Source organism: Thermodesulfatator atlanticus DSM 21156, assembly GCF_000421585.1.
Taxonomy (GTDB): domain Bacteria; phylum Desulfobacterota; class Thermodesulfobacteria; order Thermodesulfobacteriales; family Thermodesulfatatoraceae; genus Thermodesulfatator; species Thermodesulfatator atlanticus.
Genome location: NZ_ATXH01000022.1, coordinates 1 through 18,961, shown reverse-complemented (window position 1 = coordinate 18,961; position 18,961 = coordinate 1). Strand labels below are relative to the sequence as shown.

General features: G+C 46.5%; 22 protein-coding genes. 16 read left to right on the top strand and 6 right to left on the bottom strand.

Annotated elements, in window-relative coordinates; genetic code table 11:
• Nucleotides 1–39: 39 nt before the first annotated feature.
• Genes H528_RS0108975 through H528_RS0108955 form a run of 5 tightly spaced genes read left to right on the top strand, consistent with a single transcriptional unit; the run spans nucleotide 40 to nucleotide 4,880 of the window.
• The gene (locus H528_RS0108975; protein WP_022853987.1) at nucleotides 40–1,551 is read left to right on the top strand and encodes a YifB family Mg chelatase-like AAA ATPase; all 1,512 of its coding nucleotides are present in this window, start codon (nucleotides 40–42) and stop codon (nucleotides 1,549–1,551) included.
• Nucleotides 1,552–1,577: 26 nt separating this feature from the next.
• On the top strand, nucleotides 1,578–2,504 hold the full coding sequence (locus H528_RS0108970) for a dihydroorotate dehydrogenase (protein WP_022853986.1): 927 nt from the start codon (nucleotides 1,578–1,580) through the stop codon (nucleotides 2,502–2,504).
• 5 nt (nucleotides 2,505–2,509) lie between these two features.
• A complete protein-coding gene (gene ybgF, locus H528_RS14130; RefSeq protein WP_022853985.1) occupies nucleotides 2,510–3,343 on the top strand; it encodes a tol-pal system protein YbgF in 834 nt (277 codons plus the stop codon).
• 1 nt (nucleotide 3,344) lies between these two features.
• Nucleotides 3,345–4,460, top strand: coding sequence for an ABC transporter substrate-binding protein (locus H528_RS0108960; RefSeq protein ID WP_169352791.1), 1,116 nt, complete (start codon nucleotides 3,345–3,347; stop codon nucleotides 4,458–4,460).
• Between the two features lie 15 nt (nucleotides 4,461–4,475).
• Complete coding sequence (locus H528_RS0108955; RefSeq protein ID WP_022853983.1) at nucleotides 4,476–4,880, top strand: Hsp20/alpha crystallin family protein; 405 nt, start codon at nucleotides 4,476–4,478, stop codon at nucleotides 4,878–4,880.
• Here the strand turns inward: H528_RS0108955 and waaC are convergent.
• From waaC to waaF, 3 genes are read right to left on the bottom strand one after another with little or no spacing between them, the layout of a single operon-like run.
• Nucleotides 4,860–5,864 carry a lipopolysaccharide heptosyltransferase I gene (waaC, locus tag H528_RS0108950; RefSeq protein ID WP_022853982.1) on the bottom strand — a complete coding sequence of 335 codons (1,005 nt, stop codon included), beginning with the start codon at nucleotides 5,862–5,864 and terminating at the stop codon, nucleotides 4,860–4,862. The genes H528_RS0108955 and waaC overlap by 21 nt on opposite strands.
• On the bottom strand, nucleotides 5,861–6,406 hold the full coding sequence (gene gmhB / locus H528_RS0108945; RefSeq protein WP_022853981.1) for a D-glycero-beta-D-manno-heptose 1,7-bisphosphate 7-phosphatase: 546 nt from the start codon (nucleotides 6,404–6,406) through the stop codon (nucleotides 5,861–5,863). Before gmhB ends, waaC begins: the two co-directional genes overlap by 4 nt.
• Nucleotides 6,403–7,392, bottom strand: a complete 990-nt coding sequence (gene waaF, locus H528_RS14125; protein WP_022853980.1) for a lipopolysaccharide heptosyltransferase II — start codon at nucleotides 7,390–7,392, stop codon at nucleotides 6,403–6,405. Before waaF ends, gmhB begins: the two co-directional genes overlap by 4 nt.
• A gap of 345 nt (nucleotides 7,393–7,737) precedes the next feature.
• Here waaF and H528_RS0108930 point away from each other — a divergent pair, with 345 nt between their 5' ends.
• The 3 genes from H528_RS0108930 (at nucleotide 7,738) to rsmI (ending at nucleotide 10,169) form a co-directional block, all read left to right on the top strand.
• Nucleotides 7,738–8,478: a DUF4197 domain-containing protein gene (locus tag H528_RS0108930; RefSeq protein ID WP_022853978.1), complete on the top strand. Its 741-nt coding sequence runs from the start codon at nucleotides 7,738–7,740 to the stop codon at nucleotides 8,476–8,478.
• A 262-nt stretch (nucleotides 8,479–8,740) separates the two neighbouring features.
• On the top strand, nucleotides 8,741–9,331 hold the full coding sequence (locus H528_RS0108925; protein WP_022853977.1) for a CDP-alcohol phosphatidyltransferase family protein: 591 nt from the start codon (nucleotides 8,741–8,743) through the stop codon (nucleotides 9,329–9,331).
• Nucleotides 9,306–10,169 carry a 16S rRNA (cytidine(1402)-2'-O)-methyltransferase gene (gene rsmI / locus H528_RS0108920; protein ID WP_022853976.1) on the top strand — a complete coding sequence of 288 codons (864 nt, stop codon included), beginning with the start codon at nucleotides 9,306–9,308 and terminating at the stop codon, nucleotides 10,167–10,169. The genes H528_RS0108925 and rsmI overlap by 26 nt, the downstream gene beginning before the upstream one ends.
• Here the strand turns inward: rsmI and ispG are convergent.
• Nucleotides 10,153–11,229 (bottom strand): flavodoxin-dependent (E)-4-hydroxy-3-methylbut-2-enyl-diphosphate synthase, encoded by a 1,077-nt coding sequence (gene ispG / locus H528_RS0108915; protein WP_022853975.1) that lies wholly within the window; start codon nucleotides 11,227–11,229, stop codon nucleotides 10,153–10,155. The genes rsmI and ispG overlap by 17 nt on opposite strands.
• A gap of 97 nt (nucleotides 11,230–11,326) precedes the next feature.
• Between ispG and H528_RS13325 the strand changes: the two genes are divergently transcribed.
• The 7 genes from H528_RS13325 to H528_RS0108880 all read left to right on the top strand — a co-directional run bounded on the left by H528_RS13325 (nucleotide 11,327) and on the right by H528_RS0108880 (nucleotide 15,695).
• Nucleotides 11,327–11,713, top strand: a complete 387-nt coding sequence (locus H528_RS13325; protein WP_022853974.1) for a YkvA family protein — start codon at nucleotides 11,327–11,329, stop codon at nucleotides 11,711–11,713.
• A 102-nt stretch (nucleotides 11,714–11,815) separates the two neighbouring features.
• Complete coding sequence (locus H528_RS0108905) at nucleotides 11,816–12,922, top strand: inositol-3-phosphate synthase (protein ID WP_022853973.1); 1,107 nt, start codon at nucleotides 11,816–11,818, stop codon at nucleotides 12,920–12,922.
• Nucleotides 12,923–12,930: 8 nt separating this feature from the next.
• A complete protein-coding gene (locus H528_RS0108900; protein ID WP_022853972.1) occupies nucleotides 12,931–14,094 on the top strand; it encodes an LL-diaminopimelate aminotransferase in 1,164 nt (387 codons plus the stop codon).
• 11 nt (nucleotides 14,095–14,105) lie between these two features.
• Nucleotides 14,106–14,597 carry a 2-amino-4-hydroxy-6-hydroxymethyldihydropteridine diphosphokinase gene (gene folK, locus H528_RS0108895; RefSeq protein ID WP_028845880.1) on the top strand — a complete coding sequence of 164 codons (492 nt, stop codon included), beginning with the start codon at nucleotides 14,106–14,108 and terminating at the stop codon, nucleotides 14,595–14,597.
• The gene (locus H528_RS13320; RefSeq protein WP_022853970.1) at nucleotides 14,585–14,866 is read left to right on the top strand and encodes a YHS domain-containing protein; all 282 of its coding nucleotides are present in this window, start codon (nucleotides 14,585–14,587) and stop codon (nucleotides 14,864–14,866) included. Before folK ends, H528_RS13320 begins: the two co-directional genes overlap by 13 nt.
• Entirely contained in the window at nucleotides 14,812–15,411 is a 600-nt protein-coding gene (locus H528_RS0108885) for a lytic transglycosylase domain-containing protein (protein ID WP_022853969.1), read from the top strand. The genes H528_RS13320 and H528_RS0108885 overlap by 55 nt, the downstream gene beginning before the upstream one ends.
• Nucleotides 15,412–15,482: 71 nt before the next feature.
• Complete coding sequence (locus tag H528_RS0108880) at nucleotides 15,483–15,695, top strand: hypothetical protein (RefSeq protein ID WP_022853968.1); 213 nt, start codon at nucleotides 15,483–15,485, stop codon at nucleotides 15,693–15,695.
• On the opposite strand, the gene folE2 is transcribed toward H528_RS0108880, so the two are convergent.
• A complete protein-coding gene (gene folE2, locus H528_RS0108875; RefSeq protein WP_022853967.1) occupies nucleotides 15,692–16,474 on the bottom strand; it encodes a GTP cyclohydrolase FolE2 in 783 nt (260 codons plus the stop codon). The two genes, H528_RS0108880 and folE2, sit on opposite strands and share 4 nt — an antisense overlap.
• Entirely contained in the window at nucleotides 16,461–17,228 is a 768-nt protein-coding gene (locus H528_RS0108870) for an ATP-binding protein (RefSeq protein ID WP_022853966.1), read from the bottom strand. Before H528_RS0108870 ends, folE2 begins: the two co-directional genes overlap by 14 nt.
• A gap of 463 nt (nucleotides 17,229–17,691) precedes the next feature.
• On the opposite strand from H528_RS0108870, the gene H528_RS0108865 reads away from it, so the two are divergent.
• On the top strand, nucleotides 17,692–18,961 hold a 1,270-nt coding region (locus tag H528_RS0108865; protein ID WP_022853965.1), incomplete at its 3' end, for an ATP-binding protein.

Here is an 18,961-nt window from a genome sequence, read left to right as displayed (position 1 = left end):
GATGAAAAGTCCGAAATAAAGCAGAAAAAAGGAGTCCCTTTGCTTGCCAAAACTTATGCTGCTTCCCTTTGGGGAATAGACGCCAAGCCCGTTGAAGTAGAAGTTGACATCTCTTACGGGCTACCAGGTTTTTCCCTGGTAGGGCTTCCCCAGGGCGCGGTGAAAGAAAGCAAAGAGCGCCTGCGCGCAGCCTTTAAAAACTCAGGGTTTGATTTCCCTGACCAAAAAATCACGGTAAACCTTGCCCCTGCTGACCTTAAAAAAGAAGGAAGTGGTTTTGATCTCCCCATTGCCATAGCTCTGTTGGTTTCCATGAGACGTCTTCCCCAGGAAGCCGCAGGAAAGTTTCTTTATCTTGGCGAACTGTCCCTTGAAGGCACCCTTAAGAAAGTAAGGGGAGCCCTTCCCGTAGCCCTTCTTGCCAGAGAAATGGGGCTTACACTTCTTTGCCCGCTAGAAAACGCCCGTGAAGCAGCCCTGGTCAAAGGGCTTAGTATTTTTCCCGCTAAAAACCTGGGTCAGGCTGCAGCCTTTATCCTGGGTCAGGAAGAACCTCCCGCGGTAGAAGAAATGCTTCCGCAAAAAGACGAAAAGCTCCTTGATCTTGCGGACATTATAGGCCAGGAGCAGGGCAAAAGGGCTCTTGAGATAGCCGCAGCCGGAGGCCATAACGTGCTTTTTGTAGGGCCGCCAGGCGCAGGAAAAAGCATGCTTGCAAAGCGACTCCCAAGCATTTTACCCGGGCTTTCCTACGAAGAGGCTCTTGAAACCACAAGGATTTACAGCGTAGCCGGACTCCTTACTGAAGAACAGCCCATCCTCTGGCAAAGGCCCTTTCGCGCGCCGCATCACACCGTCTCAGATGCCGGTCTAATAGGTGGTGGTAACCCGCCAGGTCCAGGGGAAATTTCCCTGGCCCACAACGGGGTGCTATTCCTGGATGAGCTTCCTGAATTTCGTAGAAACGCCCTTGAAGCCCTGAGACAACCCCTTGAAGAAGGGGTTATTACGGTTTCGCGCTCAAACGCCTCGCTAACTTATCCGGCCAAGTTTATCTTGCTTTCCGCTATGAATCCCTGTCGTTGCGGTTATTACGGAGACAAACGCAAAGCCTGCCAGTGCACCCCGCAGGAGGTTCGCCGCTACCGGCAAAAAATCTCAGGCCCTCTTCTAGACCGCATTGATCTCCAGCTTGAAATCCCTGCCGTAGAGATAAAAGAACTCTCTCAGGCGAAAAAAGGCGAAAATTCGTCCACGGTGCGCCAGAGGGTGCTCTCCGCACGCAAAATTCAGGAAAAACGCTTTGGCACCCCGGGGAAACTAAACGCCCACATGGGAGCAAGTGAAATCAGAAAATTTTGCCCGCTAAGCGCCAAAGACCAAAGCCTTCTTGAGAAGGCCTCTGAGAGACTCAATCTCTCAGCCCGGGCCTATCATCGCGTTTTAAAAATCGCCCGCACTATCGCAGACCTTGAAGGCGTAGCAAATATTGCCAGCCATCATTTGCTTGAGGCCCTGCAGTACCGGTTTTTTGACCGGCCCTTGTGGTGAGGGCTTGCTGTTGTTAAAAAGAAGCTATGGACCTTTCTGTTCAAATCGGGCCTTTAATGCTAAAAAACCCGGTGCTACTTGCTTCAGGCACCTGGGGGTTTGGAGAAAAACTAAAAAACTATATCAACTTAGGCTCTCTGGGCGGCCTGGTCTCCAAAGGCATTTCTTTTGAGCCCCGCGAAGGGAACCCCCCGCCAAGGCTGGCAGAGACCCCCTGTGGCCTGATTAACGCCATTGGCCTTGAAAACCCCGGTGTAAAAGCCTTTAAAAAATACATCCTCCCAGAGATGCTTTCCTGGCAAACTCCGATACTGGTAAATATCTTTGGGGAAAATATCGAAGAGTTCCTCAAGGTAGCAGAAGAACTAAAGCATGAGCCCGTAGCAGGATTTGAACTAAACGTATCATGCCCTAACGTGGCTAAAGGGGGGCTTTCTTTTGGGCACGATCCTGAAGCCGTTAAAAACCTGGTTAGTGAGCTACGCCTTTTTTACAAAGGCTTTCTCGTAGTCAAACTCCCACCGGTGGGGCCTGTTTTCAAAGTAGCAGAAGCAGCATTGAACGCAGGGGCTCACGCTTTGACCGTGGCCAATACCTACCCTGCCCTTGCTGTTGACCTTTTGCACAGAAAGCCTGCTCTTGCTCGCGGAAGTGGAGGGCTTTCCGGCCCAGCCATAAAGCCCCTTACCCTGAAACTTGTTTATGATCTCTACAGGCAATTCAAAGCCCCTATAATTGGCTGTGGTGGCATTGTGTCAGGCAAGGACGCCCTTGAATACATTGCCTGTGGAGCCAAGGCTGTACAGGTAGGCACAGCTACTTTACTTGATCCTGAAAACCCAAAGCGCATTCTCCAGGAAATCGCCGAAGAGTTACAAAAACTTCAAGAAACTAAAATTAGCTCACTTTATGCGGCGCTTCACTTGACGGATAACAAAGACAAAGCTAAGTAAAAGATATGTTTTCTATTAAAAAAGCAATATTTTTGATAAGCCTGACTTTTTTGTTAGGTGGTTGTGTTGCCCAACAACAGGACATAGAAACCTTAAACGCAGACATTTACACCCTTAACACCCGCCTGGACTCCTTTGAAAACCGCCTTTCGGCCCTTGAAAAAGAAGTCGCTCGGCTTTCCCAAGAATGGAAGGCCTGGCAAAAGAAGATGGAAAAACAAACCCAGGCCCACCAGGAAAGGCTTGCAGCGCGTCAGGCAGAACTTGCCCAGGAGTTCGAAAAACTCCAGGCTGAACAACTGCGCATGAGCGGCCAACTTGAGCAGCTTTCATATCTCCGCGAACAAGATCAAGAGCTTTTTCAAGAGTTTCAAAACGAGGTTTTAAATCGCCTGCAAAAAATCGAACAACAAATAACTCCTAAAAAACAAAAGAAAAAAACAGCAACTACTCCTAAAACGACTCCAGATGACCTTTACAAAAAAGGCCTTGATCTTTTCCGCAAGCGCCAATACGAAGACGCCCAAGCTGTTTTCGAAGAATATTTACGCCGCTACCCCAAAGGCAAAAGGGCTCCCAACGCCCTTTTCTGGATCGGGGAATGCCTTTACCAGCGCAAACTTTACGAAGAGGCCATTCTTCAGTACCAAAAAGTCATTGATGAATTTCCTAAAAGCCCGAAGGTGCCAGCAGCGCTGCTTAAGCAGGGACTTTCTTTTCTACGCCTAGGGGATACCGAAGCTGCCGCCATTGTCTTCAAAAAATTGGTCCGCCAGTATCCCCGCACCGAACAAGCAAGAATAGCCCGAAAATACTTAGCTAAGCTTGATAAAAAATAGCTTGATAAGAAAAACAGCTTTTCTCATTTTTTTTGTCCTTTTTTTGGCCCAGAGCACCTGGGCTGCGCTAAAAGTAGGCGTGGTTCTTCCCCTTTCAGGAAAAGACGCCCAGGCTGGGCAAGAATTGCAACTCTGGATTACGGACCTGAGCAGGTATTTCGCTAAAAAAGGCGTTTACTTTGAACTTTTCTTTTTTGATTCCCAGGGAAACCCTTATCGCATTAAAAAAGTCGTAGAAAACGCCTTTTTTAAGCGCATTGATGTTCTTATTGGTCCGTTTACGGGATCCTGTGCAGGGCCTTTGGTCAAAGAGGCCAAATCTCTAAATATTCCGGTGATCATCACCGCAGGGGAAATAAATCCCATAAAATTTTTACGCAACCCATTAGGGCCCGTTTTTCGTACCGGTATTTCTACCCGTGCCGCAGTCAAAGTACTTTATCATTGTTTACAAAAACAAGGCATTCACCGCATAGGTCTTCTTCTTACCAAAGACCCTATTGGTCAAGAGGGAGAAAAATGGCTTACCGCCTACGCCACGGAACACGCCATTAAAATTACCAAAAAACGCTATTTTGGGGTCTCTGATACCGACGTTAGCTACCACCTGGAACAAATGCTTGACTGTGAAGCTGTAGTGTGCTGGGCGCCACCCAGGTCTTGCGCTAATGTAGCCCGCAATGTTTTCCGGCAAGGATACAAAATTCCTATTTATTTTCCTCATTTTGTAGCAGACGAACCATTTCTGCGTGAAAATCAAAATCTCTACGCCTTTCCCTTTGTGGGAGCGGCGTTTCTCACCCCTGACAAATTCCCCGGGGATAAAAACATCTTGAACTTATGGCTAACCTTTCACTCAGCCTTTGGAATACCGTACAGAGCTTCTTTTGCCTCCTATGCCGATGCCCTTATCTTTTTAACCCATGCGGTAAAAAAAGGCGGATATAGACACTGGCTTAGGGAACTTGACAAGCTAGGGCTTGTCAAAGGTTTAACAGGACTTTACTTTCTATCAACAGACGATCATTACGGGCTTATTGCTCCCAGCGCGGGAGTTTTTAGCTATGACGGTTTCAATTATGAAGCTGTGTGCAAACCCCAAAGAGGAATATTTTAAGCGGAGGAACCAAAAATGGCGGTAATCCAAATCCTTTGGAGTGAAGGTCTTGAACGTTTAAGACGTCAAATGCACGCCTACATCGCCGAAGCGATATTCTGCCATTTTAGGTGTTTACCCTTGCAAGAATCCTGGATTCCGCCTGTTGATATTTTTGAAAACCCCAATGCCTTAATTGTTATGGTTACCTGTCCGGGAGCTAAAAGAGATAGCCTTGAAATTCGCCTGGATGGCCGTTTTTTATACGTGAAAGGTTACCGTTATCTTCCCTTAAGGGGCTCTCGTATCTATCAACTAGAAGGTGAATATGGCCCTTTTGAACGCTTAATTCGGTTGCCTTTTCCCGTAAGCGCCCAGGGCGCAGAGGCCCTTTTTGAAGACGGCATTTTAAAAATTCTGCTACCCAAACAGGGCCATTGAGTCTAGCGCTTCGATTATCTCTTCTGCCGCTATTTCTTGCATACAGCGGGTTGTGTCACAGGTTCTTTGAAAGCAGGGCACACAGGGCAGCTTCTTTTGTATCACCCTGTGCCTTTCACCCAAAGGCCCTGTGCGCCAGGGGGCCGTGGGCCCAAAAAGGGCCACCACCGGCTTGTTCAGCGCCGCTGCAAGATGCATGGGACCGGTATCTACCGAGACTACCAGGGTGGCCTGAGAGATAATGCTTGCCAACTCAAGAAGAGAGGTCTTGCCACAAAGGGAAAGGCCCTCTCCTTTGGCCAGAATCTTTGCCACATAGGACTTATCCGCCGCACTCCCTACAAACACCGGAGCGAGGCCCTTTTGCGTGAGCAAAAGGGAAAGCTCCTGCCAGCCGGATATGGTCCAGTGTTTTGTTTGCCAGCGCGTGCAAGGGATCAAAACCGCAAACTTTTCGGGAAGGGCAAATTTTTGCGCAAGCCCCTTAAAAGGCGGAAAAGGGGGAAAGACAAAGTCAATGTGGTTGGTCTCAAGGCCCAAAATATTCAAAGTAGACAGATACCGGCGCACGGCATGTTCATCCGGGCTATAGGGGGCGAGTTTTACGTTGTAAAAAAAAGTGCTTGCCTCACGATGATTGGCAAAACCGATTTTGTAGCGTGCCCGACTTAAGCCGGCCACCACCCCGCTTTTAAGTAAACCCTGCAAATCAATTACCACGTCATAGGTTTTAGCCCGGATTTCTCTCACAAGGGAGTAAGTTTCACGAATAGCCGCAAAATCCCTGGCCTTTAGCCTTTTTAATAGACGCTTACGCGGCCAGACAATAAGCCTTGAAAGATAAGGATGTCCGCGCAGGAGGGCTTCGTTTTCTTCTTCAACAACCCAATCCACCTCTGCCCCGGCACCTTTTAGCACCGAAAGCACAGGCAAAGAATGAATAACATCTCCCAGGGATGAAAGTTTGATAATAAGTACCTTCATGATTGCAAAATACGTTTGGCAGCGTCCAGAAGATCACGGGCAATGATATCAGGCTCAAGGCCTATCTCAGGGAGCTTTTTTTCTAGCTCTTCCCGGCCATAGCCTGTTAAGACCAAGACCCCTTTGGCCCCAATGTTTCGTGCAAGCAAAAGGTCAAGATACCGGTCTCCGATCACGTAAGATTTTTTAAGATCAAGCCCGAGCTCCTTGGCAGCCCTTTCCACAAGCCCTGTCTTTGGTTTACGACAGGAGCAATGGTCATCGGGATGATGGGGGCAATAATAAATGGCGTCTATCCTGGCCCCATGCGCAGCCAAGTCTTTACACATTTTCTGGTGAATCTTTTGCAACGTCTCTTCAGTAAAATACCCCCTGGCCAGGCCGCTCTGGTTAGTAATCACTACCACGGCAAAACCAGCCTGGTTAAACAAACGGATCGCTTCTCCTGCCCCGGGGATGAGCTTAAACTCTTCTGGCGAAGAAAGATAATTTACCTCTTCGTTGATAGTGCCGTCTCTATCCAAAAACACCGCAGGTCTCATGAAACTACCTCTTGGCAGGCCTGAAGCACCTGGGAGACTTGAATTTTTTCGAAACACTCGTAACCGCGTTTACAGGTACGGGAAAAACAGGGGCTACAAGAAACGTTGGCAGAGACCACCCGCGCCTTGGGATTAATGGGCCCGCTGGCCTCAGGGCTTGTGGAACCAAAAATGGCTACCTGAGGGACTTTAAGCGCCGCAGCCACGTGCATAAGCCCGGAGTCGTTACTGACAAAAAGATCAAGCAGAGAAATAACCGCAGAAGAGGTGGCCAAATCTAAAAGGCCACAAAGATTTCGGCTCCGGGGCAAATCTTTAGTGATTTCTTCCCCAGCAGGGGCTTCTTCCTTGCTTCCCAAAACCAGCACCGAAAAGCCAAGGCGCCTAAGATGAAAAGCAAGGGCCCGGTAGCGGGAAACAGGCCATTTTTTGGCCGGGCCAAAGGCCGCCCCTGGCGCAAGCCCCACCCAGGGCCTGGGCAGGTTTGAAAGAAAAAGCCTGGCCCTTTCTTTGGCCTTTTCTGGCAAAAAAAGCCGATAATCTCGCTCTTTTATCTCAAAGCCAAGCTTTTCAATGAGATGCAGATAATAATCCCGCTGATGTATAGGGTTTTCTGGCTTTTTAACGGCATGGGTCAAAAAAAGCCGCCTGGCATCGGTATTGTATCCTGCTCTTGCCTTTAGCCCGGCCAAAAAGAAAAGAAGGGCCGAAGAAAGGGAATTTGGAAGCAAAATCCCGGCTTCGTAGCGACCTTTTAGCTCTTTGGCCAAAGAAAAAAGGCGCTTATTGCCAGGCAAAAGGGGGTAGGCTTTTTCAAGCTTTGGACACGCGGCAAAAAGCCCAAGCACATGGGGACGGCCTATAAGGGCAATTCCATCAAAATAATGGGAAAGGGTGGCCAGCACCGGCGAGGCCATTACCGCATCGCCAATCCAGTTGGGAAGTCTCAGCAGTATTTTCCCTTTTTTGGGGAACTCTTTAGACATGGAATGAAAAGATACAGCCCTTTAAAGGAGGTGAAAAGTCATCTTTTGCGAGCCCGCCATTCGAGATAGAGCCACAAAATCCCCACGAAAATACCAATGGCAAGCATCTCAAGTAAAAAATCTTTCATAAGACGAATTTTAAACCTTTGTCACACAAAAACAATTAATTTATGTTAATTATTAATTTGAGACCTTTGCAAAATTGATCAGTATTGCAAGCACAGCCGCAAGGGATCCGTTCCCATTTTTCGGAACGAAAAACAGGAACGGATCCTTGAATGGGCCTAAAGAAAAGATGTTTTGCAAAGGTCCTGTCTTATTTTTTCAAACTGAAAAGAAAAAAACATGAAGAAATTTACTTTAATCCTTTTAATATTTTTGCTTGCAGGGGAATATTCTTACGCTAGTTTTTGGGAAAGTTTCCAAAAATTATTGGAAACCCCTTCTCAAAAAACACAAAACAAACTTTCAGATTCTGAAGTAAGAAAAGGCCTACAAGAGGCGTTAACCCTAGCTTTAAAAAGGGCAGTTTCCAAAGCGAGTCAGGAAGGTGGTTTCCTCAACAATCCCGATATCCGTATCCCCTTGCCTCCTAAGCTTGCACGAGTTGCAAATTTTTTGCGCAAATATGGCCTAAGAAGCCAGGTAGAAGCTTTTGAAGCAAGCATGAATCACGCAGCGGAAAGGGCGGCGAAGGAAGCTTTTCCTGTGTTCCTAAAAGCCGTTAAAGACCTTACGTTAAAAGATGTCAAAAACCTTCTTTATGGCGGAGATCATGCGGTGACTGAGTATTTTCGCCAAAAAACATGGGATGATCTTTATGTGAAATTTCAACCAATTGTGAAAGAAAACTTAGATAAAGTGGGCGTTACCAGAAAATATCAGGAGATTATTTCTGATAGCCTGGTAAGCACTTATCTCAAAAACACAGACCTAGAACTTGATCACTATGTTACCCAAAAAAGCCTAGAAGGGCTTTTCAAGCTTTTGGCCGAAGAGGAAAAACGCATCCGTCAGGACCCTGCCGCACGCACCACTGCGCTTCTCAAAAAAGTGTTCAGCTCCCTTAGCAAAAACACAAAATAAACATCAAGAGACCTCTGCAAAATTGTCGAGGTCAGTATTGCAAGCACAACCGCAAGGGATCCGTTCCCATTTTTCGGAACGGAAAACAGGAACGGATCCTTGAATGGGCCTTAAGAAAAGATGTTTTGCAAAGGTCTCTTTTTCTTAAGTCCCATGTAGTTAGCTTACAACACTGACTTTGCAAAATTGCAAAGGTTTCATCAAAAATATTGGCCTAGAATTTTTTTCAAGGTTATTATAGCCAAAAAGCAAGGAGCACTGTATGTCGTCATATACACTCACAGACCGTGTGCGTGAGTTAAGCAAGCCTTTTTTAATTCCCATAGCGGACTTTTTGGCCCGCTTAAAAATACCTCCCAACGCCGTTTCTTTGGCCGGTTTTCTGGGTTGCGTGGCCACGGGCATTGCCCTTGGGCTTGGCTACTTTCGCCTGGCAGGATTATTACTCCTTATTTTTGGCCCCCTTGACGCTATTGACGGTCTTTTGGCCCGCAGGTCAGGCAAAAAATCAACCTTTGGGGCATTTTTTGACTCCACCCTTGATCGCTATGCGGAAATAGCTATCTTTGGCGGCTTTATCTTTTATGCCTTTCAAATCGGCCACATGCTTTTGGGCCTGGCCGCCTTTTTGGCACTGTGTGGCTCGCTCATGGTAAGCTATACCCGAGCGCGCGCTGAGGCCCTTGGCATAGAATGTAAAGTAGGGCTCCTTACCAGGTTCGAACGCCTGGCCATTTTAACCGCAGGGCTTTTGCTTGAATGGTTCTTGCCAGTGCTTATTTTCATTGCGTTTTTTGCCAATCTCACCGCTTTACAACGCATAATCCATGTCTGGCGCGCCACAAAAAGCTGAACCAGGCACCCTTTACGTGGTGGCCACCCCCCTAGGGAACCTGAGCGACATAACCCTAAGGGCCTTAGACATATTGCGCACCGTTGATATCATCGCTTCAGAAGATACGCGCACTACCTTAAAACTCTTAAACGCATACGACATAAAAGGCCCGACCCTTTGGGCTTATCACGAACACAACGAAAGAGAAAAAGCCTCAAAACTTATAGCAAAACTCCTTGAAGGCAAAAGCATCGCCCTGGTAAGTGAAGCGGGAACCCCGGGAATCTCTGACCCAGGGTCCCACCTTGTAAAACTTGCCCATGAAAATGATCTTCCTGTGCGTCCTATCCCAGGGCCTTCGGCGATTGCCTGCGCTTTAAGTGTAAGTGGCCTTGAGCTTAAGGCAGGCTTTCTTTTTCTCGGTTTTTTGCCAAACAAAAAAGGGGACAGGCAAAAAATTTTAAACGAGATAAAAAACGAAACACGGCCGATTCTTTGCTATGAATCCCCCCATCGCCTGCTGGCAACACTTAAAGACGCCCTTGAAATCCTTGGCCCGAGAAAAGTCTTTATGGCCAGAGAAATGACCAAAAAATTCGAAGAATATTTCTGGACAGACATTCCCTCGCTCTTGGCCAAGTACAAAGAAAATAAACCCCGAGGGGAATTTACTTTAATCTTTGAAGGGGCCTTATTAGAAAAACAAAAAAGCGCAAAAGAAATCGAAAGGGTTTTAAAAACCTTGCTTGAAGAGGGACTTAGCATAAAGGAAGCTTCTTCTCGCCTGGCCGAAGATTTTGGAATCTCAAAAAAGGAAGCTTACCAGTTTGCTCTTAAACTTAAGAAGTCTCTTTGAGCAACTCTTCTACTTCAGCAAAAAAGGCCGGAAGGATTTCTTCTTCTCTTACTTTTTTAATAATTTGCCCTTTGCGAAAGATAAGCCCCACGCCTTTTCCGCCAGCAAGGCCAATATCTGCTTCGCGGGCCTCCCCTGGGCCATTTACCACACATCCCATTACGGCAAGTTTTATGGGAGCCTTTATCTTGCGGGCATATTTTTCTACTTCTTCGGCAATGGAGAAGAGGTCAATTTCGCAACGCCCACAGGTGGGGCAAGAAATAATCTCTGCCCCACGGTTACGCAGGCCCACCGCCCGCAAAATTTCATAGGCCACGTGAATCTCTTCTTCAGGATCTCTGGTCAGGGAAACTCTGATAGTATCCCCTATGCCTTCTGAGAGTAAAAGGCCAAGGGCAAAAGCGCTTTTTACGGTCCCGGGGATAAGCCCCCCTGCTTCGGTTACCCCTAAATGCAACGGGAAATCACTTTTTTCCGCAAAAAGGCGATAAGCCTCTATCGTGGTCCAGACATCAGAAGACTTAAGCGAGACTTTTAGGTTTTCAAAGCCAAGGTCTCCCACGATAAAATCAAGATGGCGCAAGGCGCTTTCCACCAAGGCATGGGGCTTTGGCCCTCCGTATTTGCGTAATAGATCCTTTTCAAGGGAGCCGGCGTTAACACCTACGCGCACACAGGCCCCGGTTTCTTTGGCGGCTTCTATGACCTTCCTTACGTTATCAAGGCCTTTGATATTTCCGGGATTTATGCGCAAACCATCTGCCCCTGCGCGCAGGGCCGCGATAGCAAGGCGCCAATCAAAATGGATGTCTGCAATGAGAGGGATATTTATTTGGGGCTTTATTTTGCTAATGGCCTTGGCAGCTTCTTCATCAGGCACAGCTACCCGAATAATTTCGCAACCAACTTCTTCCAGGCGTTTTATCTGGGCCAAAGTCGCCTTAACATTGCGGGTATCAGTATTAGTCATAGACTGCACCACAACGGGACGACCGCCGCCAATAGGCACCTCACCCACCCAAATTGTTCTGGTCTTTTTCCTGGCAAATTTCTTCATTTCTGTTACAAATTTGGTTGCAGAGGTTTTTCTTTGATTATAACATCTTTTAGCCTATTTATAATGTGCGGTACTAATCCAATTATGGAGGGCCGTTTTGAATCTGATACAGGCCAAAACAAAGGCCAAACGCTACGTAAAATTGGTACCAAGGCTTTTAAAATTACTTTTAAAGCTACTGAAAGACCCACGTGTTCCTGCGAAGGATAAAACCATCCTTGCCGCTGCGGTTGTCTATCTCATGAATCCTATGGATTTTATACCGGACATGATCCCATTTTTCGGCATGGTAGATGATTTGTATCTCGTAGGGCTTGCTTTGCTGCGTCTCTTATACCACACAGACGAACAGGTTCTTAGGGACAACTGGGACGGCGAAGAAGATATCGTTGAGCTCATAAAAAGCATCGTGGAGGTGGGGGCAAAACTTTTGCCTCCAAGGGTCCGCGAAGCTGTTTTAGGAAGTTTCGAAAAAAATTCGTAGCGCTTTGATAGAAAAAGGATTAAAGAAACCCTTGATTAGGGACGTAATGCGCTCTAATTTTGGGCTGTAACAGTTTTGTAAAAATTTCGAGGGGGGACGGAAATGTCAGAGAAAAAAGTCAAGCTGGCAGTAGCAGGAGTCGGAAACTGTGCCAGCTCACTTATCCAAGGGATTTATTATTACAAAGAAAAGGGACTTGATACCACTCAAGGCGTAATGTTTCCTGATATTGGCGGCTACGCCCCCTGGGACATCGAAGTTGTAGCTGCCTGGGATATAGACGAACGCAAAGTCGGAAAAGACGTATCCGAAGCCATTTTTGCCCCTCCCAATTGCACCACGATTTTTTACCGTGATGTGCCCAAAATGGGGGTAAAGGTGCGCAAGGGTAAAGTCCTTGATGGATGCGCACCTCACATGAAAGAATATCCCCCGGAAAAATCATTCGTACTCTCTCAGGAAAAAGAAGACGAGCTTGATGATGTGGTAGCAGTCTTAAAAGAAACCGGGGCGGATGTCTTGATAAACTATGTCCCCGTTGGCTCTGAACAGGCTGCCAGGTTTTACGCTGAAGCCTGCCTTAAAGCAGGCGTTGCCTTTGTCAACGCCATGCCCACTTTTATCGTTTCTGATGAATGGGGCAAACGATTTGAAGAAGCAGGGATCCCTGCGGTAGGCGACGATATCAAGAGCCAGGTAGGCGCAACTATCGTCCACCGCGTCCTGACCAAACTTATGGTGGACAGGGGCGTACCGGTTAAACGCTCTTACCAGGTTAACTTTGGAGGCAACACCGACTTTCTCAATATGCTTGCCCGGGAAAGGCTAAATACCAAGAAAATTTCTAAAACCGAAGCGGTAACCTCTCTTCTCCCGTATGACATTGGTTCGGACAATATCCACATTGGCCCTTCTGACTGGATTCCCTGGTTGAAAGACAACAAGATTGCCTATATTCGCCTTGAGGGAGAACTTTTTGGCGGCGTGCCCATGTACATTGAGCTAAAACTAAGCGTTGAAGACTCTCCGAACTCTGCAGGCTCAGCCATGGACGCTATTCGTTGTGCCAAGCTTGCTAAAGACCGCGGCATTTCCGGTCCTCTTCTTTCTATCTCAGCTTACACGATGAAACATCCTCCTAAGCAATTCCCTGATGACATTGCCAGACAAATGGTTATCGAGTTTATCGAAGGAAAACGCGAAAGATAGGAGGCCTTATGTTTTCTTTCTCTGAAAGATTGGCCAAACTTCCGCCTTATCTCTTTGTTGAGCTTGACCGCATGAAGGCCGAGGTCAAGGCCAAAGGTGTTGACGTTATCGACTTAGGGGTGGGGGATCCAGACCTCCCTACCCCGTCTCATATTGTTCAGGCAGCGATTGAAGCGGTAAAAAAGCCTGAGAATCATCATTATCCCTCAAGTGCGGGGATGCTTGCTTTTAGGGAAGCTGCGGCTAATTGGTTCAAAAACCGCTTTGGGGTGGAAGTTGATCCTCAAAAAGAAGTAGTCACGCTTATCGGCTCAAAAGAGGGTATCGCGCACTTTCCGCTGGCCTTTGTAAATCCGGGAGACGTAGTGCTTGTGCCCACCCCCGCGTATCCGGTTTATCATATCGGAACACTTTTTGCCGGTGGCGAAACATATTATCTTCCGCTTCTTCCAGAAAATAATTTTCTCCCAGACCTTGAGAGCATTCCCGAAGATGTTCTTAAGCGAGCCAAGATACTCTGGCTCAACTATCCTAATAATCCCACGGCTGCGGTGGCAGATAAGGCCTTTTTTGAAAAAGTAATCGAATTCGGCCAAAAAAATAACATTATTATCGCCCATGATGCGGCTTACACCGAACTTTTTTACGATGATTACACACCCCCTAGCATTCTAGAGGTGAAGGGAGCTAAGGAAGTTGCCATTGAGTTTCACAGCCTCTCAAAAACATATTGTATGACTGGCTGGCGTATTGCCTTTGCCGTTGGGAACGAAAAACTTATCGCTGGTCTTACCAAAGTTAAAAACAACGTTGATTCTGGAGCCTTTCAGGCAGTACAGGAAGCAGGAATCGCCGCCCTTTCTGGGGACCAAAACTGTGTAGCAGAATTTCGCAAGGTCTTTAAGGGGCGTCGTGATGTTTTAGTCGCAGGCCTTAAAGAACTTGGCTTTGAAGTGGAACCCCCAAAGGCCACTTTTTATGTTTGGGCAAAAGTACCTCAAGGTTATACTTCTCAAGACTTCGCCGCCAAACTTCTTAAAGAAGCCGGTATCGTGGTTACCCCTGGAAACGGCTTTGGAGAACCTGGCGAGGGATTTTTCCGCGTAGCCTTAACCGTTGACGAAAAGCGCCTTGAGGAGGCCATTAAACGGATAAGTGCCCTCAAGTTCTAAAAAAGGCCCTTATCGCCCTGGGCTCAAACCTGGGGGATAGATATTTCTTCTGCAAGAGGGCCCTTTGGGCCCTTAAATCTTATCCTGGTATCACTCTTAAACGCTGGTCTAACATTTATCTCACCCCTCCGGTGGGGTTTTCTTCTGCGCATGAATTTTTCAATCTGGTGGCAGAGATAGAAACATCTCTTTCTCCCTGGGCTCTTCTCTTTGTTTTGTGGCAAATCGAACTATCTCTGGGAAGGATAAGAAAAGGTTTTGTGGCCGACCGGAACATTGATTTAGATATTTTGACCTATGGAGATGAAGTCATTGATGATGGTGTTTTAAAGATTCCGCATCCGGGCCTGGCTAAGCGAGCCTTTGTGTTAATGCCTCTTAACGAATTGCAACCCTATCAAAAACATCCTATGTTAAAAAGAACTTATCGGGCTCTTTTAAAGAGTTGCCCAGAAGCCGAAAAAAAGGCAATTAAGCGTTTGGGGCCTTTATGCTTAGATTGATCCTGATCATTATTCTTATTTTGTTTATTTACGCGGTTTTGCGCTCTATCTGGCGGGACCTTCGCAAGAGCCGGCCTAAAGAAAAACCTTCAAGCCCCCTTCCTGAAGTAACCGATAAGCTTGTAAAAGACCCTGTTTGCGGGGTTTATTGCCCGCGCAAAACAGCCTACACCGCGATATGGCAAGGAAAAGTTTATTATTTTTGCAGCGAAGAGTGCCGTCAGAAGTTTTTAGGACAAAAGGGCTCGCAAGCCTCTGCCTCACGCTAGCCTTTATTTTTCCTGCTCTGGCCTTTGCAGAACTTTTTTACTACCGTGCTCCTAACGGGACCATCTGCCTGACAAATATCCCCACTAACCATGTAATCTGGCAAAAAGAAAAAAGAACACCCCACAAAAAACATCTGGACAAAGAACTCTTCGAGAAAGTTGGTTTTCACTTTGGCTTAGACCCCGAGCTTCTTAAAGCTGTTGCCAAAGCAGAGTCTAATTTCGACCCCTATGCCATTTCCCCTAAAGGGGCCAAAGGGCTTATGCAGCTCATGCCACCTACCGCCAAAGATTATGGCGTAAGGGATATTTTTGATCCAGAAGAAAACCTGTGGGCTGCCGCGGCATATCTCAAGGACCTCCTGGAAGAATTCGGCGATCTAAGACTTGCTTTGGCGGCTTATAATGCCGGGCCTGCCAAGGTCAGAAAGTACCAGGGAATCCCTCCTTACCACGAAACCAAAAGCTATGTAAATAAAGTTTTGCAAACTTATTTTTTCTATCAAAAACAAAAAAATTCTATTTTTTTCTCTTCCAGGCCTTAAAAAATGGAATGTAAAGCTTTACAATATAAGGTGTAATGCTAACATCAAAGCGGACAGCAAAGGAGGAAGCCGTGAAAATATACTTTGATCCCGACATCCCTGAAGAGTTGCAGGACGATATCAAAAACGTTGTAGAAGAACAAATAGAAGGTCCTTGCCCTTCCTGTGGGTGTGATGAAATATACGTGTCATTAATTGGCAACACCTTAGACGTTAAATGCTACGATTGTGGTGAGAGCTTTTTTGAACTGGAACTGGAAGTCGAAGAACAACAAACTGCTTAAGATTTATGGCGCTCAATGAAGGCATAGGCATTGTGAGCGTGTATGGATTCGTAGTTTTCCGCTTCCACGGTAAACCACGTAATTTCAGGATGGTCAAGTAACCTTCGGCACACCTCCCTTACTACATCCTCAACAAACATAGGATGCTCGTAAGCCCACTCGGTCACAAACTTTTCGTCTGTTCGTTTAAGCAGAGGGTAAACCGGAGAAGACCCACATTTTTCAACGATTTCTACCAACTCTTCAATCCAGATAAATTTTTTGAAACGCACTTTAACCTTGACCACGCCTCGCTGGTTATGAGCCCCAAAAGAGCTGATTTCCTTGGAGCAGGGGCAAAGGGTCATAATAGGTACATGCACTTCTAGAACAAGATCCCGCATCTCATCGCCTAAAGAACCATAAATTTTGCACTGGTATTCCATAAGTCCTTGTGCCTGAGACACCGGGGCCTTTTTTTCTATGAAAAAAGGAAAAGCCATTTCAAGGTGAGCTACTTTTGCCGCCAGGCGCTTACGCATTTCCTGTAAAATACAGATGATTTTTTTGATGTGTATCTCATGGCGGAATTCGTTAAGGATCTCCACAAAACGGCTCATGTGGGTGCCTTTAAAATGATGCGGAAGGTCAACGTACATATTGATTTCCGCCACGGTGTATTGGATGCCTTTTTTGCGATCAAGCACCGAGATAGGGTATCGAATGCCTTTTATGCCGACTTTGTCGATTTCTATACGGCGATGATCCGGAAGACTTTGAACGTCTTTAAGATTTTCCATGGGTTAAAGCAGTCTCAAGTTTTTCTGCAAGGCAAAGGGCTTTTTGGCGCACTTTACCCTGGGCATCAATTAGCGGTTTACCAGAACGCTCTAAACGAAGAAGTTCCTCATCCCGAGGGAACCATTCAAGCACCGAAACTCCCAGTTCCTTTTCTATAAAAAGAAGATCTTCTTTGTCCAGGATATTGTTTGCTACAAAGAAAATGTTTTTCACGCCGAGATCTTTGGCCATTTTAGCGATTTGCCTGGCAGTTTCTATGCTTCCCCGGTAGGGCTGAACTATTATGAGCACGGCATCAATGGCAGAAATAGTGGCACGCCCAAAGGGTTCAACACCGGCCTCAAGGTCAATAACTATGGCCTCTTTGCTTTGTAACAAAAGAAGCGAAAGGAGCCTGCGCAAAACAGTCTGCTCTGGGCAGGCACAGCCACCACCTGCCTCGCGCACCGCTCCAAGAACCATAAGCTTTAAACCGTTACGTTTTAGCATGAATTTCTCGGGGAGATCATCGACCTTGGGGTTAAGGGAATAAAAAGGCCCGTCTTTTTCGGCTCGCTGTTGTAATAAGTCCCGCATTTCGGCGATAGGGGTGATTTTTTCTGCTTCTTCAAAACCTAATAACCGTGCCAGATGCGGGCTTGGATCAGCATCTATAGCAAGGACCTGATAACCCTTCTCACAAAGGGCCTCACAAAGAAGGGTAGCAATGCTAGATTTGCCAACACCACCTTTTCCACAGATAGCTATCTTCATGTTTGGAATTATTAGCAGCTAAAAATAATGTTCGCTAGCTTTTTATTATTGGGGCACATTTTATCCGACAAAGTGTCATCGCAAGGCGACTTGTATGCCCGCGCGAACCCAGCTACACCGTCATCACGAGGCGTGCGATAGCACGCCGAAGTGATCCCACGGGATTGCTTCGCTTCGCTCGCAAGATACTTTGTCGGATAAAATGTGTTTCCATTGATATATGTTCGGAGATCCGTTCCCATTTTCGAAATGAAAAATAGGAACGGATACTTGTATATTGAATCTGTGGTAGGATTAAAACATGAAAAGAAAAAAGGCCGTTATAGATCGTACGGATCCTTGAAGCCTAAGAAATGGTGTTTTTTAAAGACTTCGGAAAAAACATACAAATAGGGGAGAAACTAAGCTAAAAAGTTATTAGGCTTTATAAAGAGCCATAAATCTTCCAGGAGCATCAAACATAATGAAGAAACTCCCCGTTGGCATTCAGAGCTTCGAAAAAATACGCACCGATCACTTTTATTACGTTGATAAGACTCCTTTTGTGAAGAAGCTCGTTGACGAAGGAGGAGGCTACTTTTTCCTCTCCCGCCCAAGGCGTTTCGGAAAAAGCCTATTCCTCGATACCCTACGCCAGGCCTTTCTGGGAAAACGTGAGCTCTTCCGCGGGCTTTTTCTAGAAGAGAACTGGGATTGGTCCAAGAAGTATCCCGTGGTCTATATTTCCTTTGGTTCCGGGGTGATTAGGTCTCGTGATGAGCTCCAATTAAAAATTGAGACAATTCTTGAAAAGAACGCCCACTTCTATAAGGAAAAGCTCTCCAAACCACTCATTTCCGACCGCTTCGATGAACTCATTTTACGTCTTAATGAAAAATATAACCAAAAAGTAGTTGTGCTTATCGACGAATACGACAAACCCATCCTGGACAATATTGACAAACCAGAGCTTGCCGTAGAGATCCGTGAAGAGCTAAAAAACTTCTACTCCGTGCTCAAAGACGCAGACCCTTATCTCAAGTTTTGCTTTCTAACCGGCGTTACCAAGTTCTCCAAAGTCTCTATCTTCTCAGGGCTCAATAACCTCAAAGACATCACCTTCCATCCTGGCTATGCCACCATCTGTGGCTACACCCAAAAAGAGTTTGAAACGACCTTTGCCGACCGATTGGAAGGAATTGATCTTTCCGAGGTGCGCCGCTGGTACAACGGCTACTCCTGGCTGGGAGAGCCTGTCTATAACCCCTTCGATATTCTGCTCTTTCTGGATGCTAAAGAGTTCAGGCCCTACTGGTTTGAAACCGGCACGCCTACTTTTCTGATTAAGCTTCTTACGGAAAGAAAGTTTTTTATCCCTGAGCTTGAGCACCTTGAAGTTGGCGAAGAACTCGTAGAAAGCTTTGAAATAGAGACGATTAAGCCCGAGACGATTCTTTTTCAGACGGGTTATCTCACCATAGAAAAAAGATACGAAATCATGCCAGGTGAGGCAGTTTACGTCTTACGCTTCCCAAATATCGAAGTGAGAAAGGCCTTCTCTGACCACCTTTTGAATTACTTTCTGGAGGACCTTTCAAAGAAAACAGCAAACAAGATACGTATGGCACGGGTTCTCAAGGCAGGAAGAGTTTCTGAGATGATGGAGGTATTTCGCGCGTTTTTTGCTTCCATACCCCACGATTGGTATCGAAAGACAGAGCTTGCGGGCTATGAGGGCTTTTACGCGAGCATTT